This is a genomic window from Rickettsia sp. MEAM1 (Bemisia tabaci) (assembly GCF_002285905.1).
Lineage (GTDB): Bacteria > Pseudomonadota > Alphaproteobacteria > Rickettsiales > Rickettsiaceae > Rickettsia.
In genome coordinates this window covers 728,043-746,214 of the sequence record NZ_CP016305.1, presented here as the reverse complement: position 1 = coordinate 746,214, position 18,172 = coordinate 728,043, and the positions used below count along the sequence as shown (strand labels likewise).

Genomic DNA, 18,172 nt, shown 5'->3' with positions numbered 1-18,172 from the left:
ACTATAGAGCCAAAATATGCAATAGTTTTTGTAAATCGGATATAAGTAGGTTAAGAAATTAGAATTGCCAAAGGCACCGTCAAGTTAAGTAAATTAGTATCACAAAGTACTATATTTTTAGATTTCAGACAGCAAGAAGTCTTTGAGTAGCTTCATCCCAAATGGATTTAGCGGACGCAAATGCAATTCTTTGCTCAGATGCTGTTTTAGTATATCTTCCAACATTTACAGCAAATATATTTCTGACTTTTCCCATCAGTGATAATGTACATTGTGCTGAATTAGGATGCTTAAATTTAATCAGTATCTTCTCTTTTCTCCTAGTTGGCTGATGGGCATTCTCAATCCGATTATTTAGTCTTTTATCGGTACGATGCTTAGTCCTAGGACACATATACCTAACTGGTTTAATGTAGCTTTTTAGCTTATCAGTCACAATAACCCTTGGACATGGATAATTACCCAATAATCTTGATAAAAAGCGAATAGCTGATTTCTTGTTACGACGCTTCTGCAGTAATACTTCTAATTCATGTCCCTCAGAGTCAACAGCTCTCCATAATATGAATACTTCACCTTTGATCTTGATATTCATCTCATCCAAATGCCATTTATCAGTTGGCTTTCGCTCTCTCTTACTAATAACATCTTGAAAATAAACTACAAACTTATAACACCAAAACCTTACAGTCTCATGACTTAATATAATACCTCGATAAGCCATCTGCTCTTGAACATCTCGGTAACTATTATTAAAGCGATGATATAACCATACTGTATGGCTAATAATGCTTGCTGGAAAACGATGTCTATTCGGGGCTTGAGTAATATGCATAGCGGTAAAATCTAGGATAAATTGTTACTGCTATTCTATAAATCATTCCCTGTAATTGCTCAATACTTAATTTATACCTCCCTTAACTTGACGGTGCCTATATGGATACCAAAATATAGGAAGAGAATATTGATAGGCAAAGTATCGGAAAGGACTAGAGATTTACTGAGGCAGATTTGTATGGAACATGAAGTACATATAATTTCAGGGAAAATATCATGTGATCACGTACATATGTTTATCTCATATAAGCCGCAAATATCTCTTAGCAAGTTAGTGGTGAACCTGTGAATGATGATCGATTTCTAATCGATTCCACTTTATAACCCCTCAGCTTATAGCTGAGGGTTGTTTAGTTTATACCTCCCTTAACTTGACGGTGCCCTGTTGAGTGCTGCTTACGTGGATTGGGTTTCCCTGTCATCCCGTAATTTATTCATGGGATCCAGTAACATAAAATACAAATAAAAAAGCTCGATTTTATCTCGCTTTATGCTGGATCCCGTGGCTTGACCAGTGTTGTTGCATGGCTCAAAAAACAAGTTTTTCAATCTACGCAAGCAAGCCTTAAGTGGGAATGACATACATGGCATTTCCTAAGCCACGGGGTAACAAAATTAAATCGTTTCAACGCACATAGCCATACCCATACCACCACCGATACATAAGGTAACTAAGCCCTTTTTAGCCTTATTTCTTCTTAATCCATGTATTAAAGTAATAAGAACACGTCCGCCGCTAGCACCGATTGGGTGACCGATTGCTATTGCTCCACCATTCACATTAACCTTGCTCATATCCCATTTCATTTCACGATTAACATAAATACTTTGAGCGGCAAAAGCTTCATTAACCTCGATAAGATCTAAATCATTAACACTCCAGCCGGCTTTGCTTAAAGCTTTTTGAGAGGCAGGAACGGGAGCAGTCCCCATAATACTTGGATCAACACCGGCAGAAGCATATGAGACAATACGAGCAAGCGGAGTTAGATTATGCTTTTTTAATGCCTCTTCGGATACTACCATAAGACATGCAGCACCATCATTAATTGAGGAAGCATTACCGGCAGTAACTGTACCGTTTTTATCGAAAGCAGGGCGTAATTTACCTAAAATCTCAAGGCTGGTATCAGGTCTTACTGTCTCATCATGATCAAATAAGTTAGTAGTTTTTTTAATCGTCACTTCAATAGGTAAGATCTCATCTTTAAATATTCCGGCTTTTTGGGCTTTCGCTGCTTTTTGATGTGAACTTAAAGCAAATTCATCTTGCTGCTCTCTAGTAATATTAAATTGCTTTGAAATATTCTCGGCAGTAATACCCATAAATACCCCTGAAAATACATCAGTTAATCCATCATATTGCATTAGATCAACCATTTTAATATCGCCGAATTTAGCTCCTGCTCTTATATAGCTGCCATGCATACCGAGCGACATATTTTCCTGCCCACCTGCTATCACAATATCGTTATCGCCAGTCATAATTGAGGCTGCAGCAAGTGCTACTGTTTTAAGACCTGAACCGCAAACCTTATTAATTGTATAGCCTGGTACTTCTTTAGGAATACCTGCATGAATGAGCGTTTGTCTTGCCGGATTCTGCCCGCTACCGCCTGTGATTACCTGCCCGAGTATCACCTCATTTATTAAAGCTGGATCGATTTTACTATTCTGCAAAATATCCTTTATTAGGTGCGTCGCAATCATTGGTGCAGGAGTAGTACTAAGACTACCCATAAACGAGCCGAAAGCTGTTCTTTTCGCATGAGTGATGTAAATCGGTTTTATCATGATATATACTCCTTAAAATAATATTTGTTACATTCCTGTCATCCCATGGCGGCTTTTTGCGTGGATCGAAAAACTTGTACCATGTCATTCCCGCGGAGGCGGGAATCTAGTTAACTATACTGTCACCCCGTGACTTGATCACGGGGTCTTTTATCGCAGACTGTGTCCTGAGATACCGCGGTCGAGCCGCGGTATGACATAGGGACTTTGTGCTGGATTCCCGCCTCCGCGGGAATGACATCAATTTAAATAACTCTGTCAGCTTATCATTTATCAAATAACTAATATGTCCGCCTGGTACCTCTATAAGAGTAGAGCTTTTAAACAATTTTTGCAAAGATAAAATGGAAGATTCAGGCACTATTTGATCATTTTTTGCAGCTACAATGGCACCGTCAAGTTAAGGGAGGTATAAATTAAGTATTGAGCAATTACAGGGAATGATTTATAGAATAGCAGTAACAATTTATCCTAGATTTTACCGCTATGCATATTACTCAAGCCCCGAATAGACATCGTTTTCCAGCAAGCATTATTAGCCATACAGTATGGTTATATCATCGCTTTAATAATAGTTACCGAGATGTTCAAGAGCAGATGGCTTATCGAGGTATTATATTAAGTCATGAGACTGTAAGGTTTTGGTGTTATAAGTTTGTAGTTTATTTTCAAGATGTTATTAGTAAGAGAGAGCGAAAGCCAACTGATAAATGGCATTTGGATGAGATGAATATCAAGATCAAAGGTGAAGTATTCATATTATGGAGAGCTGTTGACTCTGAGGGACATGAATTAGAAGTATTACTGCAGAAGCGTCGTAACAAGAAATCAGCTATTCGCTTTTTATCAAGATTATTGGGTAATTATCCATGTCCAAGGGTTATTGTGACTGATAAGCTAAAAAGCTACATTAAACCAGTTAGGTATATGTGTCCTAGGACTAAGCATCGTACCGATAAAAGACTAAATAATCGGATTGAGAATGCCCATCAGCCAACTAGGAGAAAAGAGAAGATACTGATTAAATTTAAGCATCCTAATTCAGCACAATGTACATTATCACTGATGGGAAAAGTCAGAAATATATTTGCTGTAAATGTTGGAAGATATACTAAAACAGCATCTGAGCAAAGAATTGCATTTGCGTCCGCTAAATCCATTTGGGATGAAGCTACTCAAAGACTTCTTGCTGTCTGAAATCTAAAAATATAGTACTTTGTGATACTAATTTACTTAACTTGACGGTGCCAGCTCAGGAAATGACTAGAAATATTATGTTTGTTGAAGATTTTGCAGATGGATGGAAGCTTTATGCTAAAACAGGAAGTGGAAATCGTCTTAATGAAGATAGAACTATAAAGTTAAAAGATCGTCAAATAGGTTGGTTTATAGGATGGTTACAAAAAGATAACCGCAAAGTTTTCTTTGTACACTTTATTGAAGATAAAGAACATCACGATTCTTATGCAAGTTTTCGCTCTAGAGAGGCTGCAAAAGAGAAGCTAAAAGGATTAATAAGCAAAGAACTAAAATAATTTTAGCTGTGTCATCCCGTGGTTTGGTGGCTCCTATGTCATTCCCGCAAAGGCGGGAATCCAGTAATTAATAAAAGTAAATACAATTAGTTTTTACAATCAGAAATTATATTTATTTAAATTTTTTCTGGATTCCCGCCGTAGCTAGGAATGACATCGAATGTGTTTTTCGATCCATGCAATAAAACCTTTAGTTACGTAGCTCATGACAGAAAAACTACAACAATCGAGCATATATGAACAAAACTTCTATAGTTTGGTTACGGCGTAATTTACGGCTGCATGATAATAAATCATTTGCAGCAGCACTTCGTAATTCTAATAAAATCCTGCCTATATTTATTTTTGATACCACTATTTTAGAAAGGTTTAAAAATCCACATGACAGACGGCTTTCCTTTTTAGCAAACACACTTTGTTTAATTAATGATGAACTTAAAAAGCTAAAAGGGAAGCTGTTAGTATTTCACGGCAATCCTTTTGATATTATTCCAAAACTCGCAGCTACCTTAAAAATTGAAAATATTTATGCTGATGAAGATTATGAGCCAAGCAATATAGAACGTGATAAAAAAGTTCAGGAGTTATTAGGCGATGATTGCACGCTTAATTTATATTGTGATCATTTACTTATAAAGCCTGATAGAGTTTTAACGAAAGATAATAAGCCTTATAAAGTATATACTCCTTATATGCAGGCTTTTCGTAAATTTATAGCGGATAATGGAAGTATATCACATAATAAGCTACTAACAAATTATAGCTATAATTTAGAGGATAAATTATATACACCAAAAAGTATAGAGCTGAAAACTATTGACCTAAATGTAGGGGAATCTGAAGCGTTAAAACAAATCGGTTACGTCTATAAGGAAGATGAGCTTTGGCAGCCTAAAAATGCTCAAAGTGTTTTGGATAAATTTATTACAAGAAAGATAAATCGTTACAAAATCGATCGGGATTTTTTATATCTTAACGGCACAAGTACCATCTCACCTTATTTAAGATTTGGGCTTGTATCTATAAGAGAATGTTACCACAAGGCTTTTAACGCTCCCTCAAATCCAAGTAGTATAACGTGGATTAACGAACTAATTTGGCGAGAATTTTACACAACTATTCTATATCATTTTCCAAATACTGTTAATGAGGAATTTTTAGAAAAATATAAAAACAAAATACTGTGGAATAATAAGAAAGAGTATTTTGATAAATTCATTAATGCCAAAACCGGTTACCCTATAATTGATGCAGCAGTTAAGCAGCTTGTCGGTGACGGCTGGATGCATAATAGGGCAAGAATGATAGTTGCTAGTTTCTTCAGCAAGAATTTGCTTTTAGATTGGCGGAAAGGCGAAGAGTTTTTTGCTCAGTACCTTATGGATTACGAACTTGCTTCTAATGTTGGCGGATGGCAATGGGCAAGCTCTTGCGGTACTGACGCTCAGCCTTATTTCCGTATTTTTAACCCCTATACTCAAGGGAAAAATTTTGACCCAGATGCTGAGTATATCAAAAAATATTTACCTGCCTTAAAAAAGGTCCCTCCCGCTATCATACATAATATTAATTTCCACAAAATGTATGATCATTACCTAGAACCGATAGTAGATTATGGGCTATCTAGAGCAAGAGCTATTGAGGTGTTTAAGGGAATTGCGTAAATGAATCTTGATGAATAATATGAAATTTCGAATGTAAAGTTCGAAATTTCATGATATAATCTTTTTAAAGATCAAATATTGTGATTTATGAAAGCCATTGTTGAACGTCCAAATTATCTAGAAAAAATAAAGATTCAATTTTTAAGTCATAAGATAGTAGCACTTCTAGGTCCAAGACAATGCGGCAAAACCACCTTAGCCCGTCAATTTGCTCACGGACATCAGGACGTACATTTTTTTGACTTAGAAGATATCAGAGATTTAGCAGCGTTAGAGAATCCTTATATAGCACTAGAAAACAAAAAAGGCTTAATTATCATTGATGAAATTCAAAGATTACCAAATTTATTTCCTACGCTGCGAGTTCTAGCCGATAAAAATATAGAACAACAATTTTTAATATTAGGTAGTGTTTCAAGAGATTTAATTAAACAATCCTCAGAAACCCTTGCCGGTAGAATATCCTATATTGAGGTACATCCTTTTTCTTTATTGGAAGTAAATAACATAAAACAATTACATTTATTTGGTGGCTTTCCGAATTGCTACCTTTATCCCGAGACAGGCTTTGATTGGCTAGAGCAATATATTAGAACTTTTTTAGAACGTGATATCCCAAATCTTGGCTTTTTGATTCCACCTGCTACATTACGCCGTTTTTGGACTATGCTTGCTCACTATCACGGAAATATTTTTAATGCTTCTGAAATCGGAAAATCTTTAGGAATAAGTGACCATACTATAAAAAATTATCTGGATATATTATCTGGTACTTTTATGATACGTCAACTATATCCATGGTTTGAAAATATTTCTAAACGTCAAAAGAAACGTCCAAAAATATATTTTACTGATTCAGGTATATTTCATCATTTAATTGATATTTATTCACAAGAACAATTATTAAAAAATCCAAAACTAGGAGCTAGTTTTGAGGGCTTTGCTTTAGAACAAATAATAAGGCTGTTTGATAAACGAAGCGAGGATTGCTATTATTGGGGAATACATCAAGAAGGGGAACTAGATTTGTTTATAAAGCATAAAGGCTTAAAACTAGGTTTTGAGTTTAAGTTTAGCGATGCCCCTATTCTTACTTCCTCTATGCATAAGGCTATACAATATTTAGCGTTAGATGAATTATTTGTTATATATCCTGGAGCTAAAAAATATCAATTAGCAAGTAATATAACAGTTGTACCTATTAACGATATAATAACGCTTATTTAAGTCACAGTAATATGGTTACCTGAATAGCCAATTAAAAATAATTGGGTCTGTCAGATTTTTTGTGTAAGTACGATTTCTCCATTTGCCCAATTTTGTAAATTAGTATCACAAAGTATAGCAAATTGATTTAAAGCCATCGCCCAATTCTTAATAGGCATTGTCCATTTTTTAGAGGCATTTGTCAACGCCAAAAAGATTATTTTCTGAATCGATTTGTCATCTGGAAATACTCCTTTATTTTTAATAATTTTACGAATTTGACGGTTAGTGGATTCAATAGCATTAGTAGTGTAAATCGCCTTCCTAATGTCTTCCGGAAAGCTAAAAAATGGAGCTATGCCAGACCAATTTCGTTGCCATATGTCAAAAATAACTGGATATTTTTCATCCCATTTTTTGGCAAAGTTTTGTAATTCTCTTAATCCCTCTGCTTCATTTATTGCAGAATAAACTGCTTTTAAATCAGCTGTTACCGCTTTTAGATCTTTGTATGATACGTATTTTACAGAATTTCTTACCATATGAACAATACACAACTGCACTATCGTCTTTGGAAAAATGCTATTTATCGCCTCTGGAAAACCCTTAAGACCATCAACACATGCAACATATATTTGTGCAACTCCTCGATTCTTCAGTTCTGTTACTACCTGCATCCAAAATTTACACCCTTCATTCTTGCCTATCCAAATTCCTAATAGCTCTTTCTTGCCCTCCATATTCACTCCAATAGCTAGATAAACCGCTTTATTTATTATTACATGATTATCTCTTGCCTTAACATGAATACAATCTAAGTACATTATAGGATATACATTATCAAGTGCTCTATTCTGCCAAGCAGTTACTTCCTCTAAAATACCATCAGTTACCTTTGATATTAACTCAGATGATACCTTGGTGGCATATAGTTCTTCTAAGTGCCCTTGTATTTCCCTAATGGTCATTCCCCGAGCATATAAGGATATTACTTTATCATCAAATCCTTCAAATTTACGCACTCCTTTTGGAATTAGTTGAGGTTCAAATTCTCCATCCCGATCCCTTGGCACTTCTACTGTCAATTTACGACCTTCTGGATCTATTAGAGTCTTTTCATAATTACCATTACGTCTGTTATCTGAGTATTTCTCATTTTTAGAATGTTTCTCATAACCTATATGAGATTCCATTTCTTTCTCTAAAATCTTATTTACTATCTGCTTTTTAATTCCCTGAAATATCCCTTCTTTACCAAATATTTCAGATGGATCACTTTGTGATAGTATTTCTGATACTAATTTTTCTATAGCTGGATTTGATACTTTGTTATTGTTCTTCATATTAGCTCCATGTAAGTTGTTTATGTTATTTTTATTCTTAACTATTTTTACAACTTACACAAACTTCCTGACACCCTCAAATAATTAGCTATTCAAATTATCATTCCTCCTTTGCCTCCTCTTGGTGGACGTCCAGCTACATCCTGACTAAAAGAAACTTGTGGCTTATTAGGTTTTTTAGGCGTATTAGCAGCTTTTGTATGATCTTTTAAGTCTTTTTTTATTTTATCTAATTCTGGTGATTTATCCCCTTTTAACCTAAGCTTCATCTGATCTACTTTCTTTCCAGTAGGATTATCATTCTTTTTACTCATAATAGTACCTTTTTTTAATTTATTTTTAAAAAATTAAACTTTTACACCTAATTGCAACTTGATGATATAACAAACAATTTAAATTTTAACTAAACAACCCTCAGCTATAAGCTGAGGGGTTATAAAGTGGAATCGATTAGAAATCGATCATCATTCACAGGTTCACCTTCCTGTTCATCAATATAGTGCTGTATCATTTCATCAGTTATATTACCTGAACTGACTGCCATATAGCCCCTAGCCCACAAATGATTGCCCCAAAATTGTTTTCGTAAATGAGTAAATTCTTGCAATAAAATTCTTGAGCTAATGCCTTTTAAATACTGTACTAACTTGCTAAGAGATATTTGCGGCTTATATGAGATAAAAATATGTACGTGATCACATGATATTTTCCCTGAAATTATATGTACTTCATGTTCCATACAAATCTGCCTCAGTAAATCTCTAGTCCTTTCCGATACTTTGCCTATCAATATTCTCTTCCTATATTTTGGTATCCATATAAGATGCACTTTTAAATCATACTGACTATGACTATTCTTTCTATAACTTCTCATATTTCTTGATATAAATTCATTGCTAAAGCAATTTCATTATATCTTCCCTTCGCCTAAAGGCGAGGGATTTTTGATCCCCGAAGGGGGACATTAAAATCATAAAATATGATATCATGCGTGGAATAAGCCACATATATTTTATACTTTTGGTGAATTAATTTGTATTAATTGCTATTATTAAAGCTAGCTTTCTAGGATTAGAATATGGATTTTGTGATAAGAAATGAGCTTATGAATAGTAAGCAGAATGGTAAATAATATTGGAATATAAATGACTATAATTTATAAAAATATAAGTCATTCATTCATATTAACCTAAGTATTAAAAATATAATAGTACGTGAGGATTATCAGCAAAAGATAACATAGCTAATTTTTCAAATAAAAAAGTATATTATCTATACTCATAATCTTTGTGGAGCTTGTTAGCTAGTGCCTGCTCCCAGCGATCACCGTTTTGCAGTAATCTTTCTTTATCATAAATAAGGGCAGTATGGGTTAGGCTGGCAAACTCAAAATTAGGACCTTCAACTATTGCATCAACAGGGCATGCTTCTTGGCATAGCCCGCAATAAATACATTTAGTCACATCTATATCATAACGGGTGGTACGTCTACTGCCATCTTCCCGCTCATCTGCTTCAATGACTATTGCCTGTGCCGGACAAATAGCCTCGCAAAGCTTACAAGCGATGCAACGCTCTTCACCGTTCTCATAACGACGCAGTGCATGCTCACCCTTAAACCTTGGGCTAACTGGGCTTTTCTCATAGGGATAATTTATAGTGACTTTAGCTTTGAAGAAATATCTTAAAGTCAAAGCCAAACCTCTTATTATCTCATATAGAAAAAAGGATTTTAAATAATTTATCATATTTTATTTTTCAAGCTTGAACCGATAGTGTTAATTAGCTCTTACATTACAGGAACATAATTTCTTATCCTTTTATAGATCTCATCCACAAGTTTTTCATCATAAGTGTGAGATATCATCTTATATCAAACATTTGGTAGGTGATCAGTATAAATTAATACACTAGATACCAAAACCACCCAAAATAAGGTTAGAGGTAAGAATACTTTCCACCCTAAACTCATTAACTGGTCATAACGATATCTTGGCAGCGTTGCCCTAATCCATAAAAAGCAAAATAGTAAAAATCCAACTTTAAAAACAAACCAAAAGAAACCTGGAATACAATCTAACCATGATATATTAAATGGTGGCAAATAACCCCCTAAAAAGAAAGTGGTAGTCATTGCACTAACTAATATCATATTAGCATACTCACCTAGGAAAAATAAAGCAAAACCCATAGAGGAATATTCGACATTATAACCAGCAACTAGCTCTGATTCTGCTTCCGGTAAATCAAAAGGCAATCTGTTTGTTTCGGCAAGCACCGAAATAAAAAATACCACCCCCATTGGCATTAGCATTAAATCAATCCACCACGGCATAGTTCTTTGTGCTTCAATAATTTGGCTTAAGTTCAGCGTGCCAGTAGTCAGCAACACAGTAATAATAACAAGCCCCATCGATACTTCATAAGAAATCATTTGTGCCGATGAGCGTATAGCTCCAAGAAATGCATATTTTGAGTTGCTAGCCCAACCAGCCATAATAATGCCGTAAACACTTAAGGAAGAAATAGCAAGAATATATAAGACTCCGACATTAATATCGGCAAGAACTACACCTTTGGCAAAAGGTATAACTGCCCAACCAATTAAGCTTAATATAAAGGTTATCATCGGTGCTAGGACAAATAATATTTTATCGGCGTTAGTCGGAATGATCGGCTCTTTAAATAATAGCTTTACCGCATCTGCTATAGGCTGCAAAAGCCCAAATGGTCCAACAACATTAGGACCCTTTCTAAGCTGCATAAGCCCAATCACACGACGCTCTGCATATGTCAAATACGCAACGCATAATATTAATGGGATAGTAATCGCCACCACCTTTAATGCGATTATAATTAACGGAAAAATATATTCAAAAAAGAGTTCTGTCATAATGTTATTTAATTGTCATACAATCGTCATTGCGAGGAGATGCGTGAGTGTCAACTTAACGCTCGGTGTCATCCCGTGGCTTGACCACGGGATGACAAATTATATTGGCTAGATTCCCGCCTACGCGGGAATGACATTATTATCACGCTGCCTCCTCATCCCTTTTCTGCTTAGCCTCTACACATCTTGCCATGGTTACAGAATTCTTACTAATAACGTCAGTCATGTAATAATTAATAGTTTCAGCAGTTATAGGCTCTTTTGATAATTTATCTTTGGAACTAAATTTAGCAAACTTATTATCTATAGTTTTACCGATATCAGCAAATACGGGATATTCTTCAGCAAGCTTTATTCGTACTTCCTGTAAATTACTTGCCCCAATATCCACTTGCAAATAATCAGCCAGCTCCTTAATTATCGCTATATCTTCTTTAGCATTGCCTACAGGTGATACTGCTTTTTCTGCTATTTGCGGTCTACCTTCTAAATTCACGTAGATCCCGCTCTGTTCGGTATAAGCAGCTGATGGTAAAATAACATCGGCTTTCGTAGCACCAATATCCCCATGATGTCCTTGATATACTATAAAAGCTGATTTAAGCTTATCAAATGGCAATTCATCCGCTCCAAGTAAATAAGCAAGTTCTATATCTTCTAATTTACCTAACGAAGTATCAAAACCGATATCAAGCCCACCAACCATCGATGCGTGATTATGCAGTATATTAAAGCCTTTCCAATCATCCCGCATGATATTATATTTATCGACTATTTTATGGATTAGCGATAATATAGCATGCCCGTCATTTCGTCCATAAACGCCATCACCTACTATAATCATCGGGTATTTTGCTACTTTTAATTCTTCTGCAAATTTATGTTCATCTAAAGCTAGCTCCTCAAGTATCTTGAGCTCACTCCCTAAATCCTGAATTTTATAGGTTTGGTTATGCCCCTCTCCTATTCTTGCTACTTTTAATGAACCTGCTCTAACTCTTCCACCTATTCTACTGTTTAGAACTGGTGCTATCTGTCTTGGATTTGCTCCAATTAATAAGCATAAATTAGCTTTTTCAAGCCCTGCAATAGTTGTATTAAATAAGTAATTTGCTCGCTGCGTAGTATCTAATTTATAGTCAAACTGATTAACGCTATAATTATTGCATCCTAGTTTTTGCAAGAAAGTTTTAAGCATAAACATTGCTTCAACGGAAGCAAGAGTCCCAGCGAAAGCAGTAATTTTTTCTGGCTTAATAGATTTAATTTTATCAGCTATTGCTTCTAAAGCTTCATTGAAGCTTGCAGAGACTAATTTACCATTTTTTCTAATATAAGGCTGATCCAAACGCTGATATTTTAAACCATCATAGCTAAAGCGATTTTTATCTGAGAGCCATTCTTCATTAATTTCCTCATTAACTCTTGGTAATACTCGCATCACTTCGTCACCCCTACTATCAATGCGGATATTTGAACCTTCTGCATCATGCACGCCAATACTAGCAGTATGTCTTAGCTCCCACTTACGAGCTTTAAAGGCATAAGGTTTGGAGTTAAGAGCTCCGACAGGACAAATATCTATCATATTGCCAGAAATTTCAGAATCCAAAGTTTGCTCTAAATAAGAAGTAACTTCCATATGCTCACCACGATGGATAGCCCCTATTTCTTCTATTCCAGCTATATCATTGGCAAATCTAATACATCTAGTACATTGAATACACCTAGTCATCGCTGTTTTAATCAGCGGTCCCATATATTTATCTTTAATAGAGCGTTTATTTTCGTGAAATCTATTAGTGCCTTTGCCATATCTAAAAGCCTGATCCTGCAAATCACACTCTCCACCCTGATCACAAATAGGACAATCAAGAGGATGGTTAACAAGCAAAAACTCCATTACCCCCTCACGGGCTTTTTTCACCATTGGCGTATCAGTATGAATAACCATGCCGTTACCTGCGGGCATTGCACAAGAAGCTATCGGCTTTGGTGATTTTTCCATCTCAACCAAGCACATACGGCAGTTACCAGCAATTTTTAAACGCTCATGATAACAAAAATGTGGGATTTCTTTACCGGCTTTTGTGCAAGCTTGATAAATAGTAGTACCTTCTGATACTTCTATTTCTTGACCATCTATCGTAAGTTTTATCATTCTTATTGTTTTAAAAATTGTACAAATCACCACTTTTTAGTAAATTTTACTGAGGTATTCATTTCATAAATTGTTGCAATACCGCTACAATTATTTTATCCAGTAAGTCATAGGATTTGGATATGCCTGATCTTCTATCATATATTTAAAGCCGATAGCAACACGCAATATATACCAAACAGCTAAAATAAAATATAACACTACGCCAATAACAATAAACGTAAATATAAAACATACGATCCATCCGAGAACACTAAGGCAGAAAGTACGGAATAAGAATATATAATGGCTAGTGGCAAAATTATTGCCTTTATCCTTGTTGAGATATGCAAAAAACACACCAATTAAAGGCAATATCGGTGCTACTATTCCGCATAAATATAATATATATACTACAATTAAATTTTTCTTACCGCTTTCGGTATATTCCTTAAGTTGTTTATCCATATTTTTACCTTTTATTTCTCTATTTCTAATTTCAACTTTTCTATTTCTTCTTTTGAAAGCTTAGTATATTTAATGATTTTTTTATAGGCTCATTATCTTGTAACATTTCTTTTGCTATCTCTATTTTACCTTCTTCTTTTCCTTCTCTAAACTTACTTTTTTGGTTTAATTCCTCTATTTGAGCAGCAAGCATCGCTTTAATATAATTGTCATATTCTGCTTCACTCCAATTAAATTGCTCAATAGTCTTATAGGCTGACAATACTATCTCATCCTTGGTATGCTTTGGCGGCTCTTTAGCTTTATCAAATTTAGCCATCATATATAGCCAATCATCTTCTATCGTCTCAAGCTCGTTCGCTTCTTTTGTAAACTTATCAAGCTCCACAAATACATATGATAAACATTTAAGTTGATTCCTACCATTACCAACATTAATGGTTTGATGATAACTAATACATTCTGTTTCTTCAGGTAATGCCTGAAATCCAGAAGTAATTACTACCATAACTACAGGGGCAAGGTCAGCATATTCTTTTCCTCTTTTCAATTGTGAAGAAAAAGCTACACAACCATAAAATTGTACCCTTGCTAAAAAAGCATCAGCATAACCATTTTGCATCTCAACAATATAAATATTGCCAGAATTATCTTTTACTTTAACGTCAACAATACTCCTTTTATTCTGTCCTAAATCTGGCACTTGTTCATTTGAAATATATTCAAGATCAATAATCGTTAACTCTTCCGGCAACCGCATAATATTATTGAGAAAGCTGATTAACCTTGCTTTATCTGTAAACAGCTTTTTAAAAGCTACATCATTTGTTGGGTCTAAATATCTTTGCATATTACTTTAAATTCTCTACCACAAAATGCATAATACTACCATGCTTTATATAATTTATCTCATTATCTGTAAATATTTGCAATATTAAATCAATAGTTTGCGTTTCACCATTTTGTTTTTTTATAACACATTTAACCGGATTATAAGGTTTTATATGTTCATTTAAACCTATAATATCAATAGATTCTGATCCATCTAATTTTAAATCAAAACGAGTCATATTATTTGTAAAAATTAGCGGCAATACTCCCATACCGACTAAATTTGAGCGGTGTATTCTCTCAAAGCTCTCAGCAATAACAGCTTTAACACCAAGCAACTGCGGACCTTTTGCTGCCCAATCTCTTGATGAACCACTACCATATTCTTTACCGGCAAAAATTACCGCAGATACATTATTTGCTTTATAATCCATTGCTGCATCATAAATAGTTTGCTGCATATTTTTTAGCTGGTTTATGGTAAAGCCGCCCTCTACTCCGCTGCACATTTCATTTTTTATGCGAATATTAGCAAATGTGCCACGCATCATCACTTCATGGTTTCCTCTGCGTGACCCATAAGAATTAAAATCAATAAGTGATGTTTGATGATCCGTTAAATATTTAGCAGCAGGGCTAGTTTTACTTATACTTCCTGCAGGTGAAATATGATCGGTAGTGATAGAGTCACCAAAAATCGCTAAAATCCGTGCAGATTTTATATCTTTTATATTATTCTTACTGCCTATATTTTCAAAATAAGGCGGATTATTAATATAAGTGCTGCTTTTATCCCAAGCGTATGTAGAACTGCCTGTTACCTCTAAGCTTTGCCATTCTTTTGTTCCGCTAAATATATCGGAATATTTTTCTACAAACATAGATGAATTAATAGAATTTGCAATGACCTTATCTATCTCTTCTTTACTTGACCAAATATCTTTTAAATAAACATCTTTGCCTTTATCATTTTTTCCTAAGGGGTGATTTGTCAGATCAGTATTAAGGCTACCGCTAAGAGCATATGCTACAACTAAAATAGGCGAAGCAAGGTAGCTAGCTTTAGTAAGGGGATTAATTCGCCCTTCGAAATTTCTATTACCTGATAAAACAGAAGCAACGACTAAGCCGTTTTTGTTAATAGTATCTTCTATTTCTGGGTTTAAAGGTCCTGAGTTACCAATACAAGTAGTGCAGCCATAACCGACTAGATTAAATCCTAATTGATCTAAATATTGATCAAGTCCACTACTCTTCAAATATTCCGTTACAACTTTTGAACCAGGAGCAAGTGAAGTTTTAACCCAAGGCTTAACCTTTAATCCCTGCTCTATCGCTTTTTTAGCAAGCAAAGCTGCCCCAATCATCACAGAAGGATTAGAGGTATTAGTACAGCTAGTAATCGCTGCAATCACCACGTCACCATTACCAATTTCATAATTCTGATTTGCTACAGCATATTTTTTATCAATGCTCATATTATTTGAAGAAAAAGTCGGCAACTCTTTCTTAAAACCACTCGCTACATCGCTTAAATTTACCCGATCTTGCGGACGTCTTGGACCTGCTAGTGAACTTGTTACTTCAGATAAATCCAGCTCTAAAATATCAGTATATTCTGCTGCATGGTCAAAATTGCACCATAAATCTTGAGCTTTTGCATATTCTTCTACTAGCTTGATCTGCTCTTTATCCCTACCTGTCAACTCTAAATATTTGATAGTTTCCTGATCAATCGGGAAAAAACCACAAGTAGCACCATATTCAGGTGCCATATTAGAAATGGTAGCACGATCGGCAATTGTCATAGCTTTAAGCCCTTCGCCATAAAACTCAACAAACTTACCTACTACTTTTTTCTTCCGTAGCATTTCAGTAATCTTTAAGACTAAATCGGTGGCAGTAGCAGTACCTGTTAACTTACCTGTTAGCTTTACGCCGATTACTTCTGGCAGAATCATAGTAAGCGGCTGTCCAAGCATTGTGGCTTCTGCTTCTATACCGCCAACACCCCAACCAAGTACCGATAACCCATTCACCATGGTTGTATGGCTATCTGTACCAACCAAACTATCAGGATAAGCCACACCATTACTATGCCATACAACCTTTGCTAAATACTCTAAATTTACCTGATGGCAAATACCTGTACCAGGCGGCACTACCTTAAAATTATTAAATGCTTGCTGTCCCCATTTAAGAAACTGATAACGCTCTATATTGCGTTTCATTTCCATTGCTACATTTTTGTCAAATGAGCTACCCGACGCATAAGAATCAACACTAACTGAGTGATCTATAACCAAATCAACAGGGATAAGTGGGTTGATTTTTAGCGGATCACCACCTATCTTCTTCATCGCATCACGCATAGCAGCAAGATCAACTATAGCCGGCACACCTGTAAAATCCTGCATCAAAACCCTTGTCGGCATAAAATCTATTTCCGCATCAGATTTTTTATTCTTTAGCCATTCTTTGAATACCAGTAAGTTTTGTTTTGAACCGGTACGTAGCACGTTCTCAAACAACACTCTCAAACTATAGGGTAATTTTTTTAAAGGCAAATCGATATCGCTTGCAGCTTTATTTATGTCGTAAATTTTGTATGAGATATTATTAACTGATAATTCTTTAAGATATTCCGAATTATGCATCTTTTGCATATTTTCCTCGTTTGATATTCGTTATGCGGTAGTTGGTATGTGTTGCTCCGTGGCTTGTACGACTTTGTTGCATGACTCCTATGTCATTCCCGCGAAAGCGGGAATCCAGTCTAAAAATTCTAAACACGGTAAGTTTTCAAAATTAAAAGCTCGATATTATCTCGCTTTATACTGGATTCCCGCTTTCGCGGGAATGACATAAGTGATCCATGCAACAACGCCTACAGTCGCTTGCAATGACATCAACTTAATATTACCCCAAAACGTAGATTTTTAAAACAAATTAATGCCGATGTGGGAGATATTTATATAGATTTTTGAAGAGCAGTGAGTTTATTTTCTATTTCTGCTTCACTTAAACCGGTAACGTTAATAGCTGTTTCTGTAGCTATGTTAATATAACTTCCTGTTACTTCGGTTACACCATTAGCAATAAGATAAGTAATTTTAGGCTTGTGCATATCATCTATGTAAACTTGTACTAAACCGGCTTTTAGGCTAACAATCATTGGAGCATGACCCTGCAATACACCAAACTCACCCTCTTCACCTGGAAGCGTTACCATTTTAGCCTGCTCTTCAAAAACGATATTTAAAGGCGTGATTATTTTAACGTTAATTGTTTCGCTCATATGATAATATAATTTTTCGTCATTATGACTGAACTTTGTTTCCTGTCATCCCGTGGCTTGACCTATAGTACCGGACATTTTTAAAAAAATGTTATATTTTTTCAGGTATAGGTGACCTTATATGTCATTCCCGCGAAGGCGGGAATGACATATAATAATAACT

Annotated in this window: 17 protein-coding genes and 1 pseudogene; 5 read left to right on the top strand and 13 right to left on the bottom strand. The window is 35.1% G+C overall.

Translation table 11 applies throughout. The features are described from left to right. Positions 1 to 124 precede the first annotated feature (124 nt). Complete coding sequence (locus BA173_RS03965; RefSeq protein ID WP_095568243.1) at positions 125 to 835, bottom strand: IS6 family transposase; 711 nt, start codon at positions 833 to 835, stop codon at positions 125 to 127. 21 nt (positions 836 to 856) lie between these two features. On the opposite strand from BA173_RS03965, the gene tnpA (BA173_RS03960) reads away from it, so the two are divergent. Next, entirely contained in the window at positions 857 to 1,126 is a 270-nt protein-coding gene (tnpA, locus tag BA173_RS03960; protein ID WP_232505902.1) for an IS200/IS605 family transposase, read from the top strand. Positions 1,127 to 1,452: 326 nt separating this feature from the next. Here the strand turns inward: tnpA (BA173_RS03960) and BA173_RS03955 are convergent, their stop codons facing one another. Next, entirely contained in the window at positions 1,453 to 2,631 is a 1,179-nt protein-coding gene (locus tag BA173_RS03955) for an acetyl-CoA C-acetyltransferase (protein WP_068042169.1), read from the bottom strand. A gap of 244 nt (positions 2,632 to 2,875) precedes the next feature. Next, positions 2,876 to 3,019: pseudogene (locus tag BA173_RS08475) on the bottom strand (alpha/beta hydrolase family protein); the annotation flags it as partial. Positions 3,020 to 3,117: 98 nt separating this feature from the next. Between BA173_RS08475 and BA173_RS03945 the strand changes: the two are divergent. The 4 genes from BA173_RS03945 to BA173_RS03930 all read left to right on the top strand — a co-directional run bounded on the left by BA173_RS03945 (position 3,118) and on the right by BA173_RS03930 (position 7,057). Beyond that, positions 3,118 to 3,828, top strand: coding sequence for an IS6 family transposase (locus tag BA173_RS03945; RefSeq protein ID WP_095568243.1), 711 nt, complete (start codon positions 3,118 to 3,120; stop codon positions 3,826 to 3,828). A gap of 62 nt (positions 3,829 to 3,890) precedes the next feature. Next, complete coding sequence (locus BA173_RS03940) at positions 3,891 to 4,166, top strand: penicillin-binding transpeptidase domain-containing protein (RefSeq protein WP_068042078.1); 276 nt, start codon at positions 3,891 to 3,893, stop codon at positions 4,164 to 4,166. Positions 4,167 to 4,402: 236 nt separating this feature from the next. Continuing rightward, positions 4,403 to 5,830 (top strand): cryptochrome/photolyase family protein, encoded by a 1,428-nt coding sequence (locus BA173_RS03935; protein WP_068042073.1) that lies wholly within the window; start codon positions 4,403 to 4,405, stop codon positions 5,828 to 5,830. Between the two features lie 87 nt (positions 5,831 to 5,917). Then, a complete protein-coding gene (locus BA173_RS03930) occupies positions 5,918 to 7,057 on the top strand; it encodes an ATP-binding protein (protein WP_068042075.1) in 1,140 nt (379 codons plus the stop codon). A gap of 50 nt (positions 7,058 to 7,107) precedes the next feature. On the opposite strand, the gene BA173_RS03925 is transcribed toward BA173_RS03930, so the two are convergent. From BA173_RS03925 to BA173_RS03880, 10 genes are all read right to left on the bottom strand, one after another. Next, complete coding sequence (locus tag BA173_RS03925) at positions 7,108 to 8,379, bottom strand: IS256 family transposase (RefSeq protein ID WP_068042377.1); 1,272 nt, start codon at positions 8,377 to 8,379, stop codon at positions 7,108 to 7,110. Positions 8,380 to 8,471: 92 nt separating this feature from the next. Beyond that, positions 8,472 to 8,693, bottom strand: a complete 222-nt coding sequence (locus BA173_RS03920) for a hypothetical protein (protein WP_068042220.1) — start codon at positions 8,691 to 8,693, stop codon at positions 8,472 to 8,474. Between the two features lie 119 nt (positions 8,694 to 8,812). Then, positions 8,813 to 9,253, bottom strand: a complete 441-nt coding sequence (tnpA, locus tag BA173_RS03915; RefSeq protein ID WP_095568244.1) for an IS200/IS605 family transposase — start codon at positions 9,251 to 9,253, stop codon at positions 8,813 to 8,815. 394 nt (positions 9,254 to 9,647) lie between these two features. Then, complete coding sequence (gene nuoI, locus BA173_RS03910; RefSeq protein WP_068041396.1) at positions 9,648 to 10,127, bottom strand: NADH-quinone oxidoreductase subunit NuoI; 480 nt, start codon at positions 10,125 to 10,127, stop codon at positions 9,648 to 9,650. 125 nt (positions 10,128 to 10,252) lie between these two features. Continuing rightward, the gene (gene nuoH, locus BA173_RS03905) at positions 10,253 to 11,272 is read right to left on the bottom strand and encodes an NADH-quinone oxidoreductase subunit NuoH (protein ID WP_068041393.1); all 1,020 of its coding nucleotides are present in this window, start codon (positions 11,270 to 11,272) and stop codon (positions 10,253 to 10,255) included. Positions 11,273 to 11,414: 142 nt separating this feature from the next. Further along, positions 11,415 to 13,433 (bottom strand): NADH-quinone oxidoreductase subunit NuoG, encoded by a 2,019-nt coding sequence (nuoG, locus tag BA173_RS03900; RefSeq protein WP_068041390.1) that lies wholly within the window; start codon positions 13,431 to 13,433, stop codon positions 11,415 to 11,417. Positions 13,434 to 13,523: 90 nt separating this feature from the next. Then, positions 13,524 to 13,880, bottom strand: a complete 357-nt coding sequence (locus BA173_RS03895) for a DUF4870 family protein (RefSeq protein ID WP_011476796.1) — start codon at positions 13,878 to 13,880, stop codon at positions 13,524 to 13,526. A gap of 40 nt (positions 13,881 to 13,920) precedes the next feature. Beyond that, entirely contained in the window at positions 13,921 to 14,730 is an 810-nt protein-coding gene (locus BA173_RS03890; RefSeq protein WP_232505901.1) for an Rpn family recombination-promoting nuclease/putative transposase, read from the bottom strand. Between the two features lies 1 nt (position 14,731). Continuing rightward, the gene (gene acnA, locus BA173_RS03885) at positions 14,732 to 17,377 is read right to left on the bottom strand and encodes an aconitate hydratase AcnA (RefSeq protein ID WP_016947687.1); all 2,646 of its coding nucleotides are present in this window, start codon (positions 17,375 to 17,377) and stop codon (positions 14,732 to 14,734) included. 305 nt (positions 17,378 to 17,682) lie between these two features. After that, positions 17,683 to 18,009, bottom strand: a complete 327-nt coding sequence (locus BA173_RS03880) for a F0F1 ATP synthase subunit epsilon (RefSeq protein ID WP_016947954.1) — start codon at positions 18,007 to 18,009, stop codon at positions 17,683 to 17,685. Between the last annotated feature and the right edge of the window lie 163 nt (positions 18,010 to 18,172).

Coding starts and splice junctions, on each gene's coding strand:
- BA173_RS03965 (WP_095568243.1), bottom strand. CDS start 835: ATGCATATTACTCAAGCCCCGAATAGACATCGTTTTCCAGCAAGCATT.
- BA173_RS03955 (WP_068042169.1), bottom strand. CDS start 2,631: ATGATAAAACCGATTTACATCACTCATGCGAAAAGAACAGCTTTCGGC.
- BA173_RS03945 (WP_095568243.1), top strand. CDS start 3,118: ATGCATATTACTCAAGCCCCGAATAGACATCGTTTTCCAGCAAGCATT.
- BA173_RS03940 (WP_068042078.1), top strand. CDS start 3,891: ATGACTAGAAATATTATGTTTGTTGAAGATTTTGCAGATGGATGGAAG.
- BA173_RS03935 (WP_068042073.1), top strand. CDS start 4,403: ATGAACAAAACTTCTATAGTTTGGTTACGGCGTAATTTACGGCTGCAT.
- BA173_RS03930 (WP_068042075.1), top strand. CDS start 5,918: ATGAAAGCCATTGTTGAACGTCCAAATTATCTAGAAAAAATAAAGATT.
- BA173_RS03925 (WP_068042377.1), bottom strand. CDS start 8,379: ATGAAGAACAATAACAAAGTATCAAATCCAGCTATAGAAAAATTAGTA.
- BA173_RS03920 (WP_068042220.1), bottom strand. CDS start 8,693: ATGAGTAAAAAGAATGATAATCCTACTGGAAAGAAAGTAGATCAGATG.
- tnpA (WP_095568244.1), bottom strand. CDS start 9,253: ATGAGAAGTTATAGAAAGAATAGTCATAGTCAGTATGATTTAAAAGTG.
- nuoI (WP_068041396.1), bottom strand. CDS start 10,127: ATGATAAATTATTTAAAATCCTTTTTTCTATATGAGATAATAAGAGGT.
- nuoH (WP_068041393.1), bottom strand. CDS start 11,272: ATGACAGAACTCTTTTTTGAATATATTTTTCCGTTAATTATAATCGCA.
- nuoG (WP_068041390.1), bottom strand. CDS start 13,433: ATGATAAAACTTACGATAGATGGTCAAGAAATAGAAGTATCAGAAGGT.
- BA173_RS03895 (WP_011476796.1), bottom strand. CDS start 13,880: ATGGATAAACAACTTAAGGAATATACCGAAAGCGGTAAGAAAAATTTA.
- BA173_RS03890 (WP_232505901.1), bottom strand. CDS start 14,730: ATGCAAAGATATTTAGACCCAACAAATGATGTAGCTTTTAAAAAGCTG.
- acnA (WP_016947687.1), bottom strand. CDS start 17,377: ATGCAAAAGATGCATAATTCGGAATATCTTAAAGAATTATCAGTTAAT.
- BA173_RS03880 (WP_016947954.1), bottom strand. CDS start 18,009: ATGAGCGAAACAATTAACGTTAAAATAATCACGCCTTTAAATATCGTT.